We start from the raw sequence: 17,513 nt of genomic DNA, 5'->3' as shown, positions 1-17,513 counted from the left end.
CTGTAATTTCAGGGCCTTTGTTCACGCCAAGCTGATTCCACGATCGCCCAAAACGCGCTAGCAACGGCCCATGTCGATCACGTCTCTTCCCACCCAAAGGGCGCGCGCGAAGTCCCGCCTGAGCTTTGCCCGCGTCCGGGCCTGGCTGGTTGCCTGCGCGGTTCGCCCCGAGGCGAGATTGTGGCTGGTGATCCAGCTCGCGATCCTGCATGCGGTGCTCTGGACCTTCATCCTGATCAATCTCAAGGCGGCGCAGGACGTTCACATGGACGTCGCGGAAGCCTATGGCTGGGGCCAGAAATTCCTGTGGGGCTACGGCAAGCACCCGCCGCTGTCGGGCTGGGTGGCCGGCCTCTGGTTCAGCGCGTTCCCGGCGGCGGACTGGGCGACCTATGCGCTGGCGATGGCGACCGTCGGCGTCGGCATGGTGATCTGCTGGCTGGTGGCCTTGCGCGTGGTGGATGCGCGCCGCGCCTTCCTGGTCGTGGTGATGGTGGCGCTCTACCCGATCTTCAATTTCAAGGGCTTCAAGTACAACCCGGATCTGCTGCAGCTCGTCACGCTGCCGCTGCTGGTGCTTGCTTATCTCAACGCGTTCGAGAAGCGGAGCTGGCAGTCCGGCGTCTTGCTCGGGCTCGCCGGCGCGCTGGCGCTGATGACCAAATATTGGGTGCTGACCATGATCGGCGCCATCGGGCTTGCCGCGCTGATCCATCCGGATCGGATGAGATTCCTGCTCTCGCCGGCGCCATGGGTGGCGATCGCGACGATGGCGCTGGCGATGATCCCGCATATCGTCTGGCTGGCCGAGGCGCATTTCGTGCCGCTGACCTATGCCGGCGACACCTACAGCCTCCAGGACAAGAGCCAGGTGCATCAGCTCGTCGCCGGCTACCTCCTGCATAATTTCGGTTTGCTGGCCTTGCCGGTGGCGCTCGCCGGGCTCGCGATGGCGCTAGTGCCGCCGTGGCTGACGCTCCTGGCGCGCGCGCCCGCGCGCATCGTCACGCGGGCGTGGCGGCGCGGCGCCAATTCGGGCGTCAATGTCTCGCAGGCGCTGAACGTCTGGATCATCCAGATCGTCGTCGCGTTCGGCCCGCCGCTCGGCGCGCTGGTCTTCAGCATCTACATGAAGACCGATTGGGGCATCTCGCTGTTCTTCCTGGTGCCGCTGGCGCTGGTCGCGATCCCCACCTTGCGCGTGCAAAGCGCGAGCCTGTTCAACATCGCCGCGATCTGGCTCGTGCTCAGCGTCGCGACGCTCGTCGCCTCGCCCTGGATCGCCGCGCGCGAGATGACAGCCAATGCCGGCAACACCGCGACCTATGGCGCGCGCTCGAGCTCGCGCGCGAGCTGACCCAGGCCTGGCACGCGCGCTTCGCCTCGCGCTGGGCCGTCGTTGCGGGCACGATGGAGACGATCCAGCCGATGGTGTTCTACAGCGCCGATCACCCCAGCCCGTTCACGCCGAACGAAGCCTGGGCCTCCGGGCTGACCTCGCTCGATGACGTCAAGCGATACGGCTTCATCGGCGTGGTCGATGCCAGCGACGAACGCCTGCCCAAGTTCGAGAAATGGATATCCGAGACCGCGCCGAACGCCGAGCGCCTCGTGATGACCACGCGCCGCTTCACCCACGGCAAGGCCGGCCCGTCGATGAGCTGGAATGTTTACATCGTACCGCCGGGGAAATGACCAAAGGTCATTCCGGTTCGATGCGCAGCATCGAACTATGGTGCGCAATTGCGCACCTGAGAATCTCGAGATTCCGGGTCTGGTGCTAACGCACCATCCCGGAATGACGTCAGATCCCTTCCTCGTTGAACTTGCTTTCAACGAGCTCGGTGATCGCCGCGAGCGCGGCTTCGGCATCCGTGCCGGCGGCGGCGACCGTGATGGTGGTGCCGGGTCCTGCGGCGAGCATCATCAGACCCATGATCGAGGTGCCGCCGACGGTCTCGCCGCCGCGCGTCACCCACACTTGCGCGTCGAAGCGCTCGACCGCCTGGACGAATTTTGCCGACGCGCGGGCGTGCAGGCCGCGCTTGTTGATGATCAGGAGATCCTTGGAGATCGCGCCCGCGGGCACGCCTGTCCCCGCTTGTGACGCCTCGCCGGTCATTTGCCGGCGAGCACGCGGCTGGCGATGGTGACGTACTTGCGGCCGGCTTCCTGGGCCATCGCGATCGCGTCGGGCAGCGGACGCTCCTCGCGCACCTTGGCGAGCTTCACCAGCATGGGAAGGTTGATGCCCGCGAGCACTTCGACCTTGGGCCGGCTCATGCAGGATATTGCAAGGTTCGACGGCGTGCCGCCGAACATGTCGGTGAGGATCGCAACGCCGTCGCCGGAATCGACGCGGTTAACCGCTTCGATGATGTCGCTTCGGCAGAGATCGGAATCGTCTTCGGCGCCGATCGTGATCGCTTCGATTTGCTTTTGTGGGCCCATGACATGCTCAAGCGCTGCCTTGAATTCATCGGCAAGGCGCCCGTGGGTCACAAGTACTAGACCAATCATCGGAAAACTCCTCGCGGGCGCTTTTGGTGCACCGCACGAACGCGCCACTTTGACCATCCAGAGCCCCCGCGCAAGAGGGGATGTTGCGTATCTCCCTGAATCTAGACGGATGGATGAGGGGAGCTGCGCCGGTCTATTCGGTCGCGATAGTGGGGTTCATATGGTTACCATTTCCCTTCAAACAATCGCCTGAAGGGTTAACGGAAGATGAACTCTTGGTAGTGGTCAAGGCCGCGACAACCAAGGGGAGGGGTGAATGGTCGCGGGTCACCGGGATTCGCGGTATTTCGACACCAGAAATGCTGGTTTTCAGGGCTTCGGCCGGCGGCAGGCGCTCGGCGTCCGTGGCGTCGAGGTCGACTACGAGACCGACGGTCGCATGCTCCACGAAGTCGCAGCGGCGGATTCCGAGGCCCCGGATCTCGATCAGGCCCTTGAGGCGCGGCGCCGGGCGGACCTCAATTTCATTGCCGAGTGTCGCCAGATGGACACGGTCATCCCCGACCAGAACGGCCCTATCGACCACGCCCGCGCGTCCCGCCATGATCAAATCGAAGGCAAGGCGCGATTTGCCCGAGCCCGAGGGCCCGCGGATCAGCACCGCTACGGGCCCGACCTTGACCGCGGAGGCGTGAACGCTCGGGCCGGCCTCGTTCAAGCTGCCGTCGTTCAATCCACCCTGGCTCATAGCGCCGGCAGCCTGACCACGAAGCGCGCACCTGCGATCGTCGGGACGCCCTCGTCATCCGGCGGGCCTGCACGGTTCTCGGCCCAGATGCGTCCGCCATGGGCGTCGACGATCTGCTTGGAGATCGACAGGCCGAGGCCGGAGTTCTGGCCAAAACCCTGATGCGGACGGTCGGTGTAGAAGCGCTCGAAGATGCGCTCCAGCGCGTCGTCGCGAATGCCCGGGCCGTCGTCGTCGACCACGATCTCGATCTCTCCGCGCACGCGGCGGCAGGTGAGGCGCACCTTCTTGCCGCGCTCAGAAAACGACTGCGCGTTGGAGAGCAGGTTGGAGACCACCTGCCCGAGTCGTGAATCATGGCCGGTCACCGCGAAGGTGTCGGTCGGGCTGCGGCCCTCGAAGCGCGTCTCGACCGCGACGTCATGGCCGAGCTTGGTTTCATTGGCGACGGACACCAGCGTCGTCAGCAGGCGGCGCAAATCGACCGGGATCGCGTCCTGGCGCTGCAATTCGGCATCGAGGCGGCTGGCGTCGGAGATGTCCGAGATGAGGCGGTCGAGCCGCTTGACGTCGTGCTCGATCACCTCGAGCAGGCGCGCGCGGCTGGTCTCGTTGCGCGCCAGCGGCAGCGTCTCGACCGCCGAGCGCAGCGAGGTCAGCGGGTTCTTCAATTCGTGGGCGACGTCGGCGGCGAACATCTCGATCGCCTCGATGCGGCTGTAGAGCGCGCTCGTCATGTCGCGCAATGCGCCCGAGAGATGGCCGATCTCGTCGCGGCGGCGCGTGAAATCCGGAATCTCGATGCGGGCCTTGATGCGGCGGCGGACGCGCTCGGCGCTGTCGGCGAGCCGGCGCACAGGACCTGCGATCGTGCTCGCGAGCAGCAGCGACAGCATGATCATGACGGCGGCCGCGACGCCGCCGACCTTGAGGATGGCGAGGCGCTCGGCGGTGACCATCTGGTCGATGTCGTCGCCTTGGGTCGACAGCATCAAGGCGCCGTGAATCGCGCGCGAGCGCAGCACGGGGACCGCGACCGAGACGATCACCTCGCCGCGGGCATTGACCCGCACCATCGAGCGCTTCTGGCCCTGGAGCGCATCGCCCACCTCCGCATAGCCGTTCCCGTTCTCGGGCCCGAGCTCGCGATAGAGCGGCAGGTCGCCGCGGTTCAGCCAGGTGCGCACCGCGACCATGCCGCGTTCGACGATGCCGGGCTTCTCGGCCGGCGGCGGCAGGTTGTAGCGCAGCACGTTTTCGAGGTTGCGGCTGTCCACCAGCAGGCTGCCGTTCGGATCGTAGATGCGGGCGCGCGTCTTGGTCGGCGAGATCAGCGTGCGCAGCACCGGCGCCACCCGCTCCGGATTGATCGGGAAGTCCAGCGGCGAATATTCGTCCGAGCCGCCATAGGTCTCGCCCGGCTTGAGGTCGAGCAGCCGGTCGGGATCGATGGTGATGGCGTTGGTCTGCACCGTGGCGGAGGCCGCGATCGCGCCGGCGATGATCTCGGCTTGCACCAGCAGGCTCTGCGCCCGCGCGTCGATCAGGCCGGCGCGGAATTGCGACAGATAGAGGATGCTGGCGACCAGCGCGACGAGGCCGGCGAGGTTGAGCGAGACGATGCGGCGGGTGAGGCTGGAAAAGGACAGCGCGAAGAAGAACTGCCCGGCGCGCTTGAGCCAGTTCAGCGGTCGGAAGCCCTGCGGCTTGGCTTCGGCAAATGGCTCCTGAACGCCGTCGGATGCGACGTCGCCGGCGCTCTGGTTCGGATCAGGCTGCGTTCGGTCCAGCAATGCTTACGCCCGTGTTCAGACGGCGTTGAGAAGGTCCCCACATTCTAGAGCATGATCCGGAAAAGTGTGCAGCGGTTTTCCGAAAGGATCATGCTCGAGAAACAAACCAGAGCACGATGATCTCATCGCGCTTTGGAGCGATCCCGGTCCCGATGCAATCAGAACCGGCGATGCTCGTCGTCCGTTCGTGAAGCTGCCTGCCGCCTCAGGCTTCCTTGAAACGATAGCCGACGCCGTACAACGTCTCGATCATCTCGAACTCGTTGTCGACCACCTTGAACTTCTTGCGCAGCCGCTTGATGTGGCTGTCGATGGTGCGGTCGTCGACATAGACCTGGTCGTCGTAGGCTGCGTCCATCAGCGCGTTGCGGCTCTTCACCACGCCGGGCCGGGTCGCCAGCGCCTGCAGGATCAGGAATTCGGTGACGGTCAGCGTCACCGGCTCGTTCTTCCAGGTGCAGGTATGCCGTTCGGGGTCCATGCGCAAAAAGGCCGCGATCGAGCGCCTTGGCGTCGTTCTCCTTCGGCGCGACGGTCGGGTCTTTCGGCGCCGAGCGGCGCAGCACCGCCTTGACGCGCTCGACGAGGAGGCGCTGTGAGAACGGTTTGCGGATGAAATCGTCGGCGCCCATCTTGAGGCCGAACAGCTCGTCGATCTCCTCGTCCTTGGAGGTCAGGAAGATCACCGGCAGGTCGGATTTCTGCCGCAGGCGGCGCAGCGTCTCCATGCCGTCCATGCGCGGCATCTTGATGTCGAGGATGGCCAGATCAGGCTGGGTGGTGCGGAAACCGTCCAGCGCGGAGGCGCCGTCGGTGTAGGTCATGATGCGATAGCCTTCGGCTTCCAGCGCGATCGAGACGGATGTGAGAATGTTGCGGTCGTCGTCGACCAAAGCGATTGTGGGCATGAGCCTCTGCTTTCTGCTTTCCGTTTGGGTCGTGGCTTGAAACGGCGAGCAATCCACTGATGCGCCGCATACATGGGTGCCGAAATCGGCGTTCGAACCTTGTCACCGAGCAATGCAAGCTGGGCTGAAGTGTGACCAAGTTCCACGAAACACGGCAGATTCGCCGCATGTCGACCCATAACCAGGCCCCCGTTTACCCGAAAAAAGGCCTCCGATGCAACCACCTGAGCCGAGAAAGCCGATGCAACCGACCGCTGATTTCGACCCCGCAAAGCTCGCAAAATCCCTGCTGCGACGATCGCGCCAGGGGGCGCTGGCAACCCTCATGGCCGGCAGCGGCGACCCCTATTGTTCCCTGGTCAATCTGGCCAGCCATCCCGACGGCTCGCCCATTCTGCTGATCTCGGGCCTTGCCGTGCATACAAGGAATATTCTTGCTGACAGCCGGGTCTCGCTGATGCTGGACGAGCGGGCGGAAGGCGATCCGCTGGAAGGCGCCCGGATCATGCTGTCCGGCCGGGCGGAGCAGGTCGACGCCGAGAAGGAACTGGTACAGCGGCGGTATCTCAATGCCCATCCCTCGGCGGAAGGCTTTGTCTCCTTTAAGGATTTTTCCTTCTTCCGGATTCGCCCGACGGGAACCCATCTGGTCGCCGGTTTCGGCCGGATCGTCGATCTCAAGCCCGAGCGGTTCCTCACGGATCTCACCGGGGCCGAGGATCTGCTGGCGGCGGAGGAGGCAGCCGTCGCGCATATGAATGCCGACCATCGGGAGACCATGGTCCTCTATGCGACGAGGCTCCTGGGTGCCGGCGCGGGTGACTGGCGCTGCACCGGCTGCGATCCGGAAGGCCTCGACCTGCAGGACGGCCAGATCGCGCTGCGGCTGGACTTCCCGGAGCGGGTGACCGACGGCACGTCGCTACGCAAGATGCTGGTACGCCTTGCTGGCGAAGCGCGCGGCAAGGTGGACGACCAGGACGTGGACTCTTGAATTTGAGGTCGGCTTTGAGCGCCGAGCGGAAGCTTTTGATCAGGGAGAGCATTATCGCCGATGACCCCAACGCGGAAAATCCAGCTGCAAGATCGCCGCGCGGCCGAAGCCTCACTCGAGCGGCCTGATCCCCGCATCCTTTACGACCTTGGCCCAGTGCGCGAGCTGAGCCTTGATATGGGTGCCAAATTCAGCGGCCGTGCCGCCGGCAGGCTCCACCGCAATTTTTGCAAAGGCCTCGCGCACGCCGGGCTTCGCCAACGCCTTGTTGACCGCCTGGTTAAGGTTGCTGACGATGGCATCGGGCGTGCCGCTCTTCACCACGAAGCCAAGCCAATCTTCAGTGACGAGTTCGGAGAATCCTGCTTCGACCACGGTGGGAATATCGGGCAGCGCTGCCAGGCGCTTCGGCGCCGTGACGGCAAGCGCGCGCAGCTTTCCGGAGGAAATTAGCCTCGAGAACGGGAAGCGGTGTGATGAACTGATAGTGGTTGGTGCCGTTTAGGAGATCTCCGATCGCCTGCGGCAAGGCTCGGTAGGGGACGTGAGTCACGCTTACGCCGGTTCGAAGCCTGAATTGCTCACCCACAAGATGCGCCGGCGTGCCATTCCCGCCAGATGAATACCTGAGCTTGTCGGGCTGGCTTTTCAGCAAGGCGACAAGCTCTCCCATCGACGTGGCGCCCATGGACGGATTCACAACCAGAACATTGTGCACGGTCATGACCTTGATGACCGGTGCAAAATCTGTGTCATAGCGAAAGGGGACGTTCGACAGAAGGGCGGGAGCGGCCGAGGCGGCCATCGAGAAGACGAAAATGGAATGTCCGTCGGACGGTTGCTTGAGCACCTCGCCGGCTGCAAGCGTGGTAATGGCCCCCGGCTTGTTCTCGACGACAATCCGCCAGCCTTCGCTCTGCATCAATTCATTGGCGACAATGCGGGTGATAATGTCCGGAGGCGCGCCGGCCCCGCCTGAGACGACGATACGGATCGGAGCAGACGGCCAGGACTGCGCAGTCGCCGGTGCTACCGTCGTTGCGGCGGTCAGTAAGAGAGAGAACAAACGGACGGTTTGACGAAATGCTTGCTTTGCCATTTTAGCCTCTCAGCGATGGCGATATTTCGTAGTTCGCGCGCAAAGCCGCTTGGAAAGCCAGTAAAATCGGACTGCTTTCCGCTTGTCGGAACTATCGATTCCGCAATCCGGAATGCTGGACTTGACCTGCAAGCAGTGATCAAATTGGATTTCCCATTGGGACGCGGACCATGCCGAAGCTTGAGACAATCAAGGGACTGGAACGCGGACTGCAGGTCCTCAAGTTTCTGCATACCGAGCCGATTTCGTCTCTTCACGAGATCTACACAGCAACTTCGATCTCCAAGCCCAGCCTTTTGCGCATCCTGAACACGTTGGAGCAGTCCGGGATGGTAGCGCGCCGTCTAGCTGACGGCCGCTATCGGCTCAGTCTTTTTACCGATGTGGTGCGAAAGCTCGACCGGTACGATCGAGTTGCCGAGGCTGCGGCGCCTGTTCTCGCTCAACTGCTTGAGACCGTGAAATGGCCCGCTGATCTGTTTGTGCCTGCAGGTGACAGTATGGAGCGGCGCGAGACGAACATGCCGCAGAGTCCATTCATGCTGCAGGGGCCTCAAAGCCGCGTGGGTGGCAGAGTCGGTTGGCTGATGACGGGCGTCGGTCGTGCGTACCTCGCGTGGTGCCCGGAGAAAGAGCGAGAAGCAATCTGCGCACACTCCGAAAATCCAACCACCCTCATGATTGGTTGGCGAGCGATCCCAAGAAATTCGAGAGAATTCTCGCCGAGGTGCGTCGGCGGGGTTATGCGACACGCGATGCCAGCTATCGGTCCGGTCGATACGGAAAGGGGCTTTACGATGACGGGGCAGCCGCAATTGCTGTGCCGCTGCTCGACGGCCGACGTATTCATGGTTCAATTAATATTCGCTGGATAAAGACAGCATTCACAGTGGAAGAGTTTGCGGCCCGACATTTGAGCGACCTTCAGGATGCCGCAGGAGCCATCGTCAGTTCCCTTCGGGCAACTACAAAAAAGAGTTCGTCATAGCCGGGTACGGCGACGAGCCGTTGTCTGTTGTTGGCCCATCAGCGACGTCCGGCGATGGCCGGTTTTGTACCGCTTTTGAGGGGGGCGGACACGCGAGAGCGCCCAAACCAAGCGCCGGATTATGAGTACGCCCAAGAACGCAACGTTTTGAACGCCGCGACCCATCGCTGCGACCTAAGACGATAGGTCTATAAGGCTCGCAGCGAGAGGGTTCATGACGCGTCGTCGTTTTGCATTGGCTGCGGGTCTGGCGCTCGCGATCGCCACGTCGTTGGCTACGCCTAGCCTTGCCCAGAAGCATGATCTGTCATCGCAGAGCGCGCGCATCAATGCGCTCCGGAGCGCCGGCAAATATTCCGAGGCGTTGCCGCTGGCGCAGGCCATGGTGGCCTCGCTCGAGAAGACCGGCAACAACCGCGACCTCGCCGCGGCGCTCAACAATCTGGCGCAGATCGAAGCCGACCAGGGCCACGACGATCAGGCCGAGCCGCTGTACAAGCGCGCCATTGCGCTGATGGAGAAGGGGACCGGTCAGGGTAGCGTCGAGATCGCGCCGCTCCTGAACAATCTGGCGGCGCTCTACCAGCGGCAGAGCCGCTTCACTGAAGCCGAACCGCTGTTCAAGCGTGGGCTGACCGTTCGCGAGCAGGCGCTGTCGCGCGAGCATCCCGACGTCGGCCAGTCCCTCAACAATCTCGCCACTTACTATGTGAAGCAGCAGCGCCATGCCGAGGCCGAGCCGCTGTTCCGGCGTGCGCTTGCGATCTATCAGAAGGTCGGCGGGCCCGAGCATCCCGCGGTCGCGACCGTCCTGAACAACATCGGCCAGGTCTATCGCGATCTCAACCGCGATGCCGAAGCCGAGGCGCCGATCAAGCGCTCGCTGGCGATCCGCGAAAAGGTGCTGGGGTCCGATCATCCCGACGTCGCGCGCTCGCTGAACAATCTCGCCGGGCTCTACGAGCATCAGCAGCGCTATGCCTATGCCGAGCCGCTGTATCGCCGCGCCCTCTCGATCCGTGAGCGTGCGCTTGGACCCGACCATCCCGATGTCGCGACCTCGACCAGCAATCTCGCCAATTTCCTTCAGGCCTCGGGGCGGACCGCCGACGCCTTGCCGTTCGCACAGAGGACGCTCGCCGGCAATCGCGCGCAGCTGCGCGTCGTGCTGCCCATCCTGTTCGCCGCGCGGCAGCAGCGTCTGCTTGGGGATGACAAGGCGCTGGACGAGGCGCTCGCGGCGATCCAGCGCGGCACGCAATCCTCCGCCGCCGCTGCCGTAAACAAGCTCGCGGTGCGGATGGCCGCCGGCAGCGACCGGCTCGCCGAGCTCGTGCGCAAGGATCAGGATCTCGCCGTCGAATCCGAAGCCCTCGACAAGGCGATCGTCGCGGCGGTGTCGAAGCCACCCGCTCAGCGCGACCCCGCACTCGAGCAACGCAGCCGCACGAGGATCGCGGCGATCGGAAACGAGCGCAGCACATTGCAGAAGGCTCTCACGCTCGAGTTTCCCGACTACGCCTCGCTCTCCAACCCGCTGCCGCTGGCGGTGAAGGACATCCAGCCCCTGCTGTCGGCCGACGAGGCGATGGTGATCTATTCCGTCGTCGACAAGCAGAGCTATGTCATCGCGATCACGCGCGAGGGCGCCGACTGGAAGGAGGTCCCGCTCGGCGCGGATGCGGTGACGCAGAAGGTCGCCGCCTTCCGCAAGGGGCTGGATGTCGGCAAGGCGCGCGATGCCTCCGGCAAGTCGGGCCTGTTCGACCTCGCGCTGGCCCATGAGCTCTATGCGGCGCTGCTCGGCCCGGTGGAGGCGTTGACAAAGGACAAGCGCAATCTGCTGGTGGTGCCCTCGGCGGCGCTGACGGCGTTGCCGTTTCATCTGCTGGTGACGGAGAAGCCCCAGGCTGCCATTCCGGACCGGCTCGAAGGCTATCGCGAGGCCGCCTGGCTGCTGCGGCGTCAGGCCGTCTCGGTGCTGCCGTCGGCGATCTCCCTGAAATCGCTGCGTGCCTTCGCCCGCAAGGATCAGAGCGTAAAGCCGATGACCGGCTTCGGCGATCCCGTCTTCAACCCCGCGGCCAAAGATCCGGCCGACCGTCGCGCAGCCGGCGGCAAGGTCGCCGCGCGCAGCATTGCGACGATCGCCTACACCGATTTCTGGCGCGGTGCCGGCGTCGATCGCGCGCGGCTGGCGCAGGCGCTGCCGCAACTGCCCGATACCGCCGACGAGCTGAATGCGGTGGCGAGGGACGTCGGCGCGGCCAAAGCCGACATCCATCTCGGGCGCGATGCCAGCGAAACGACGCTGAAGCGTGCAGCGCTTGCTCAATACGGCATCATCTACTTCGCCACCCACGGTCTCGTCGCCGGCGACGTCAAGGGACTGGCCGAGCCCTCGCTCGCGTTGTCCATTCCCGATCAGCCGTCGGAGTTCGACGACGGTCTTCTGACCGCGAGCGAGGTGGCGCAGCTCAAGCTCAACGCCGATTGGGTGGTGCTGTCCGCCTGCAACACCATCGCCGGCGACAAGCCCGGCGCCGAGGCGCTGTCGGGATTGGCGCGCTCGTTCTTCTATGCAGGGGCCCGTGCGCTCCTGGTCTCGCATTGGGCCGTGGATTCGGAAGCCGCCACCCGCCTGACCATTTCGACATTCGAGTTGCTCAAGAACGAGCCAAAGATTGGTCGTGCCGAAGCCTTGCGCCGCGCGATGTTGACATTTGTTGACGACACCTCCTCGCCGCGCAACGCCTACCCCGCCATGTGGGGGCCGTTCGCTCTGATCGGCGAAGGTGAGGTGAGATAGGAAAGGTGCCGCGCGATTGTGCGCCGCAATAACCTGACGTAACGCGCAAACGCCCGTTTGGTTGCGCGATCATCGGCGATTTCGTGGTGCGTCTGCTCAGAGCTGACATGCGCGAGGTCTGGCGCGGTCCTTGAATAAACCAAATCCTGCGGGATCAGCTTGGCAACGCCAACGTTCATCATTATTAGGTCGTTCGGCCGAGGCCGAATGGCCCATTGATCACGGTGACCGCGACGGCGCCAAACTTGGTCCGCTGAATGTCGTGGGTTCTAGGAGGATTTTTCGTGCAAGAGACGGGCGTGCGCAACGGTGCCTTCGGCGCCGACAAATTCGGTCTAAAGAATCTCAAGCAGGTTCACTGGAACCTCGGTGCGCCGCAACTCTATCAGTACTCGCTCGCGGCCGGCGAGGCGGTGCTGTCCGCTGACGGCGCACTCTGCGCCGACACCGGTGAGTTCACCGGGCGCAGCCCGAAGGACAAATTCACGGTGCGTGACGCCACCACCGACAAGAAGATGTGGTGGGCCGGCAACCAGTCGATCACCGCGGAGCAGTTCGAGACGCTCTATCAGGATTTCCTCAAGCACGCCGAAGGCAAGAAGCTGTTCGCGCAGGACCTCTACGGCGGCGCCGACCCGGCCTACCGGATCAAGACGCGCGTCTTCACCGAGCTCGCCTGGCACTCGCTGTTCATCCGCACGCTTCTGATCCGGCCCGAGGCGATCGAGCTGTCGACCTTCGTGCCGGAGCTCACCATCATCGACATGCCGAGCTTCCGCGCCGATCCCAAACGTCACGGCTGCCGCTCGGAGAACGTCGTCGCGATCGATTTCGCCCGCAAGATCGTCCTGATCGGCGGGTCTTATTATGCCGGCGAGATGAAGAAGTCGGTCTTCACCACGCTCAACTATTACCTGCCCGAGCGCGGCGTGATGCCGATGCACTGCTCGGCCAATGTCGGCGCCAAGGGCGATACCGCGATCTTCTTCGGGCTGTCGGGCACCGGCAAGACCACGCTGTCGGCCGATCCCAACCGCACGCTGATCGGCGATGACGAGCACGGCTGGGGCCCGAACGGCGTCTTCAATTTCGAGGGCGGCTGCTATGCCAAGTGCATCAAGCTGTCGAAGGAAGCCGAGCCCGAGATCTTCGCGGCCTCGACCCGCTTCGGCGCGGTGCTCGAGAATTGCGTGCTCGACGAGGACACCCGCGTGGTCGATTTCGACGACGGCTCCAAGACTGAGAACACGCGCTCGGCCTACCCGCTCGACTTCATCCCGAACGCCTCGCGCACCGGCCGCGCGCCGCAGCCGAAGAACGTGGTGATGCTCGCCGCCGACGCCTTCGGCGTGCTGCCGCCGATCGCAAAACTGTCGCCGGCGCAGGCGATGTATCACTTCCTGTCCGGCTACACCGCCAAGGTCGCGGGCACCGAGCGCGGTCTCGGCAACGAGCCGCAGCCGGAATTCTCCACCTGCTTCGGCTCGCCCTTCCTGCCGCTCGATCCCAGCGTCTACGGCAACATGCTGCGCGACCTCATCGCCCAGCACAATGTCGATTGCTGGCTGGTGAACACCGGTTGGACCGGCGGCAAGTACGGTGTCGGCTCGCGCATGCCGATCAAGGTGACGCGCGCGCTGCTCACCGCCGCGCTCGACGGAAGCTTGCGCAACGTCGAATTCCGCACCGACAGATATTTCGGTTTCGCGGTCCCGACCGCGCTGCCCGGCGTGCCCAGCGAGATCCTCAACCCGGTCAACACCTGGAAGGACAAGGACGAGTTCGACAAGACCGCCCGCGCGCTGGTCGGCATGTTTCAGAAGAACTTCGCCAAGTTCGAAGCCCAGGTTGACGCCGATGTGCGTGCGGCAGCCCCGGACGTGAAGCTCGCTGCGGAGTAGGGTGAGACCGTCATTCCGGGGCGATGCGAAGCATCGAACCCGGAATCTCGAGGTTCCGGGTTCGCGACTTCGTCGCGCCCCGGAATGACGCTGATGACCTACGCCTTGAAATACGCGATCTGCGTCGTGGTCGCGAGCAGCCGGCCGTTCGGCGACCACAGCTCGGCGTTCTGGTCGGCGTAGCTCTTGTGCATGATCTTCGAATCCGCCGTCGCCAGCACGCGGGTGATGTCCTCGCTCGCGAGCTCCTCGCTGTCGCTGTGGAAATAGGTCGTCAGCGACACCGTGCCGAACGGCACCAGTTCGCGCCTTGCATGGAAGATGCGGCCGAAGAAGGCGTCCGACATCGACGTCAGCGACAGCATGTCGAGCTTGCGCGGCGTGCGGTCGCTGATCCAGATCTTCGAATAGGTGCTGGCGGGCTCGGCCTGCTGCGGGCCGATCCGCATCTCGCCCTCGACGAAGCGGAATTCGTACTGGTTGGCCCAGGACGCCTGGATCTTCGGAAACGGCATGGTCTCCTCGAACGGCTTGGCCTCCGGATATTGCGCCACCCGGTGCTCCCAGGACGGTCGCCGCTCGGCGAACACGGCCGTGGCGAGCGTTGCGACCTCGCCGCCGCCCTGGCTGAGCTCGACGCACCAGTGCTGGCTGGAGCGGTTGGCCTTGACCAGCCGCACGTCGAGATCGAACGCCCCCTTGGCGATCGGCGCGCAATAATTGACGGTGAGCGCCAGCGGATCGCCGGCGGCCTGCGGATGCTCGATCAGCGCGCGGAGAATCGTCGCGGCCGTGGCGCCGCCGAACGGGCCGACAAAGGCCCAGTAATCGTCGCTGGTGTGCCCCTGCCAGCTGGAGTCACCGGCGGTGATGCGGGTGGCTTCATCGAACGGGTGCGCGAGCTTGGCGTGCATGGGAGTCCTCGGTGTCGCCATACCCGTCATTGCGAGCGCAGCGAAGCGATCCAGACTGTCTCCGCGGAAAGATTCTGGGCTGCTTCGCTGCGCTCGCAGTGACGGCATTGGGTGGCGGCGTCGGTTCACCGACTCCGCCTTGGGGATGATGGCAGTCATATCATCATCGGCCTTGCGAGATGCAAATAACCTCGCAGGTAATCCCGCTTCCACGCCGCGGAAAATCAGCCCGCGACGTTCCGCAGATCCGGCAGCAGCGGCGTGGTCGGGTTGACCGGCACGTTCCAGATCTCCTCGGCATATTCGCGGATGGTGCGGTCCGAGGAGAACCAGGCCATGCGCGCGACGTTGAGGATGGAGGCGCGGGTCCAGGCCGGCGAGACCTGCCAGCGCGCGTCGACCGCGCGCTGCGCAGCGTAATAGGAATCGAAATCGGCGCTGACCATGTAATGGTCGAGATAGCGCAGCGCGTGCGCGATGGATTCGAAGCGGCCGGGATCGCCGGGCGAGAACTCGCCGCCGCCGATCGCGTTGATGGCGCGCTGCAGCTTCGGCGAATTGCGGATCACGTCGGAGGCGTCAAGCCCCTGCTTGCGGCGGATCATCACGTCGCCGGCCTCCATGCCGAAGATCGCGATGTTCTCCGCGCCGACATGGTCGCGGATCTCGATATTGGCGCCGTCGAGCGTGCCGATGGTGATGGCGCCGTTCAGCGCCAGCTTCATGTTGCCGGTGCCGGAGGCCTCCATGCCGGCGGTCGAGATCTGCTCGGAGAGATCGGCTGCGGGAATGATCACCTCGGCCAGGCTGACATTGTAGTCGGGCAGGAACACGACCTTGAGCTTGCCGGCGATCGCGGGGTCGTTGTTGACGATTTCGGCGACGTCGTTGATCAGCTTGATGATCAGTTTCGCGTAACGGTAGCTCGCCGCCGCCTTGCCGGCGAAGATCTTCACCCGCGGCACCCAATTGCCATTGGGATCGTCCTTGATCGCCTGATACAGCGCGACCGTCTCGATGACGTTCAGGAGCTGGCGCTTGTACTCGTGGATGCGCTTGATCTGCACGTCGAACAAGGCGGTCGGGTCGACCTTGATGCCGAGCCGCTCGCCGATCAGGCGCGCCAGCGCGGTCTTGTTGTGAAGCTTGACGCTGCGGAACCTCTTCTGGAATTCGACGTCGCTGGCGCGGGCCTCGATCAGCGAGAGCTGGGTGGGATCGTCGAGCACGGCCTCGCCGCAGCTCTCGCGCAACAGGTCGGTCAGCTTCGGGTTGGCCAGCATCAGCCAGCGGCGGAAGGTGATGCCGTTGGTCTTGTTGGTGATGCGGCCGGGATAGAGATGGTTGAGGTCGTGGAACACGGTCTCGCGCATCAGGTCGGAATGCATCGCCGAGACGCCGTTGATGCGGTGCGAGCCGACGAAGGCGAGCTGGCCCATGCGCACGCGGCGGCCGCTCTTCTCGTCGATCAGCGAGACCGAGGCGCGGAAGTCGATGTCGCCGGGGCAGCGCGCTTCGGCGAGCGCCAGGTGCTGCACGTTGATGCGGTAGATGATCTCCAGATGCCGCGGCAGCAGCCGCTCGAACAGCTCGACCGGCCAGGTCTCCAGCGCCTCGGGCAGCAGCGTGTGGTTGGTGTAGGAGAGCGTGGCGACGGTGATCTTCCAGGCCTCGTCCCAGCGGAAATTGTGCAGGTCGACGAGGATGCGCATCAGCTCGGTGACGGCAAGGCTCGGATGGGTGTCGTTGAGCTGCACCGCGACCTTGCCGGCGAGGTTGCGCAGCTGGCCGTCGGAGGCCAGATGCCGCTTCACCAGGTCCTGCAGCGAGGCCGAGACGAAGAAATATTCCTGGCGCAGGCGCAGCTCGCGGCCCGCCGGGCTCTCGTCGTTCGGATAGAGGAACTTGCAGATCGCCTCCGCGCGCGACTGCTCGGCGCTGGCGCTGACATAATCGCCCTTGTTGAAGGCGTCGAGCTTCAATGGATCGGGCGAGCGCGCCGACCACAGCCGCAGCGCGTTGACGTGCTGGCCGCGCCAGCCGACGATCGGCGTGTCATAGGCGATCGCCTGCACCGTCTCGGCGGGATGCCAGATCGCGCGGTCGCGGCCTTTGTCGTCGACATGCTCGATGCCGCCGCCGAAATTGATGTCGTAGATCACCTCGGGTCGCTGCAATTCCCAGGGATTGCCGAAACTCAGCCATTCGTCCGGATATTCCTGCTGCCAGCCCTGATTGATGATCTGGCGGAACAGGCCGTAATCGTAGCGAATGCCGTAGCCGATCGCGGGGATCGATAGCGTCGCCATGCTCTCCATGAAGCAGGCGGCGAGGCGCCCCAGGCCGCCATTGCCGAGCGCGGCGTCCGGCTCGCATTTGCGCAGCTCCGGCAGCGAGACGCCGAGATCGCCGAGCGCGACCTCGAAGATCTTCAAAAGGCCCATGTTGTTGAGCGCGTCGCTGAACAGACGGCCGATCAAAAATTCGAGCGAGAGATAATAGACGCGCTTGCGGCCGGCGTCGTAGCTATGCTTCTCCGCGGTGAGCCAGCGATGCACGATGCGGTCGCGTAGCGCCAGCGCTGCGGCCTGATACCAGTCGTGCTTGGTTGCCATGCCGGCATCCTTGCCGATGGCAAGCCGCAGCTTCGCCAGGATCGCGCCCTTGATCTCGGCCAGCGCGAGTTCGTCGATGGGCTGCCCCGGGGCCGGAAAACTGGGTTGGAACGATGAATCCTGCAAAGCCGTCATTTCCTAGGTCGAACTCTTACCAATCTGCGCGTCGTGCCCTTGCACCGGAACTGTGGCCGTGCATTGCGCTGGCGCTAATTTATGCAAGGAACGGGCCGGATTGGGAACCCGGGTGAGCACGGAGAAACCGGGATTCGGTGCTAGATTAC

Annotated in this window: 12 protein-coding genes and 2 pseudogenes; 5 read left to right on the top strand and 9 right to left on the bottom strand. The window is 64.2% G+C overall.

Features of this window, described 5'->3' with window-relative positions:
- Positions 1-70 precede the first annotated feature (70 nt).
- Positions 71-1,695, top strand: a pseudogene (locus ACETMP_RS20100) (glycosyltransferase family 39 protein).
- Positions 1,696-1,804: 109 nt separating this feature from the next.
- Here ACETMP_RS20100 and ACETMP_RS20095 read toward each other — a convergent pair.
- From ACETMP_RS20095 to ACETMP_RS20075, 5 genes and pseudogenes are all read right to left on the bottom strand, one after another.
- Entirely contained in the window at positions 1,805-2,122 is a 318-nt protein-coding gene (locus ACETMP_RS20095; protein WP_375157538.1) for an HPr family phosphocarrier protein, read from the bottom strand.
- Positions 2,119-2,520 (bottom strand): PTS sugar transporter subunit IIA, encoded by a 402-nt coding sequence (locus ACETMP_RS20090; protein ID WP_007597752.1) that lies wholly within the window; start codon positions 2,518-2,520, stop codon positions 2,119-2,121. The genes ACETMP_RS20095 and ACETMP_RS20090 overlap by 4 nt, the downstream gene beginning before the upstream one ends.
- A gap of 133 nt (positions 2,521-2,653) precedes the next feature.
- Positions 2,654-3,178 carry an HPr kinase/phosphorylase gene (locus ACETMP_RS20085; protein ID WP_375161940.1) on the bottom strand — a complete coding sequence of 175 codons (525 nt, stop codon included), beginning with the start codon at positions 3,176-3,178 and terminating at the stop codon, positions 2,654-2,656.
- 26 nt (positions 3,179-3,204) lie between these two features.
- Positions 3,205-5,001 (bottom strand): stimulus-sensing domain-containing protein, encoded by a 1,797-nt coding sequence (locus tag ACETMP_RS20080; RefSeq protein WP_375157537.1) that lies wholly within the window; start codon positions 4,999-5,001, stop codon positions 3,205-3,207.
- Between the two features lie 205 nt (positions 5,002-5,206).
- Positions 5,207-5,909: pseudogene (locus ACETMP_RS20075) on the bottom strand (response regulator transcription factor).
- 241 nt (positions 5,910-6,150) lie between these two features.
- Between ACETMP_RS20075 and ACETMP_RS20070 the strand changes: the two are divergent.
- Complete coding sequence (locus ACETMP_RS20070) at positions 6,151-6,903, top strand: HugZ family protein (protein ID WP_375157536.1); 753 nt, start codon at positions 6,151-6,153, stop codon at positions 6,901-6,903.
- 111 nt (positions 6,904-7,014) lie between these two features.
- Here the strand turns inward: ACETMP_RS20070 and ACETMP_RS20065 are convergent, their stop codons facing one another.
- Positions 7,015-7,305, bottom strand: a complete 291-nt coding sequence (locus ACETMP_RS20065) for a Bug family tripartite tricarboxylate transporter substrate binding protein (RefSeq protein WP_375161939.1) — start codon at positions 7,303-7,305, stop codon at positions 7,015-7,017.
- Positions 7,244-8,002 carry a Bug family tripartite tricarboxylate transporter substrate binding protein gene (locus tag ACETMP_RS20060; protein WP_375157535.1) on the bottom strand — a complete coding sequence of 253 codons (759 nt, stop codon included), beginning with the start codon at positions 8,000-8,002 and terminating at the stop codon, positions 7,244-7,246. The genes ACETMP_RS20065 and ACETMP_RS20060 overlap by 62 nt, the downstream gene beginning before the upstream one ends.
- A 170-nt stretch (positions 8,003-8,172) precedes the next feature.
- Here ACETMP_RS20060 and ACETMP_RS20055 point away from each other — a divergent pair, with 170 nt between their 5' ends.
- The 3 genes from ACETMP_RS20055 (at position 8,173) to ACETMP_RS20045 (ending at position 13,700) form a co-directional block, all read left to right on the top strand.
- Positions 8,173-8,877 carry a helix-turn-helix domain-containing protein gene (locus ACETMP_RS20055; protein ID WP_375157534.1) on the top strand — a complete coding sequence of 235 codons (705 nt, stop codon included), beginning with the start codon at positions 8,173-8,175 and terminating at the stop codon, positions 8,875-8,877.
- A 327-nt stretch (positions 8,878-9,204) separates the two neighbouring features.
- The gene (locus ACETMP_RS20050; RefSeq protein WP_375157533.1) at positions 9,205-11,799 is read left to right on the top strand and encodes a tetratricopeptide repeat protein; all 2,595 of its coding nucleotides are present in this window, start codon (positions 9,205-9,207) and stop codon (positions 11,797-11,799) included.
- 284 nt (positions 11,800-12,083) lie between these two features.
- Complete coding sequence (locus tag ACETMP_RS20045; RefSeq protein ID WP_375157532.1) at positions 12,084-13,700, top strand: phosphoenolpyruvate carboxykinase; 1,617 nt, start codon at positions 12,084-12,086, stop codon at positions 13,698-13,700.
- A 98-nt stretch (positions 13,701-13,798) separates the two neighbouring features.
- Here ACETMP_RS20045 and ACETMP_RS20040 read toward each other — a convergent pair whose 3' ends face one another.
- Together ACETMP_RS20040 and ACETMP_RS20035 are read right to left on the bottom strand one after the other, a co-directional pair.
- A complete protein-coding gene (locus tag ACETMP_RS20040) occupies positions 13,799-14,614 on the bottom strand; it encodes an acyl-CoA thioesterase (protein WP_375157531.1) in 816 nt (271 codons plus the stop codon).
- A 224-nt stretch (positions 14,615-14,838) separates the two neighbouring features.
- On the bottom strand, positions 14,839-17,364 hold the full coding sequence (locus tag ACETMP_RS20035; protein WP_375157530.1) for a glycogen/starch/alpha-glucan phosphorylase: 2,526 nt from the start codon (positions 17,362-17,364) through the stop codon (positions 14,839-14,841).
- Positions 17,365-17,513 lie beyond the last annotated feature (149 nt).

It is taken from the genome of Bradyrhizobium dasycarpum (assembly GCF_042019905.1).
Taxonomy (GTDB): domain Bacteria; phylum Pseudomonadota; class Alphaproteobacteria; order Rhizobiales; family Xanthobacteraceae; genus Bradyrhizobium; species Bradyrhizobium japonicum_B.
Note: the sequence above shows the minus strand (reverse complement) of the source record. Positions and strands in the feature narration are given on the sequence as shown.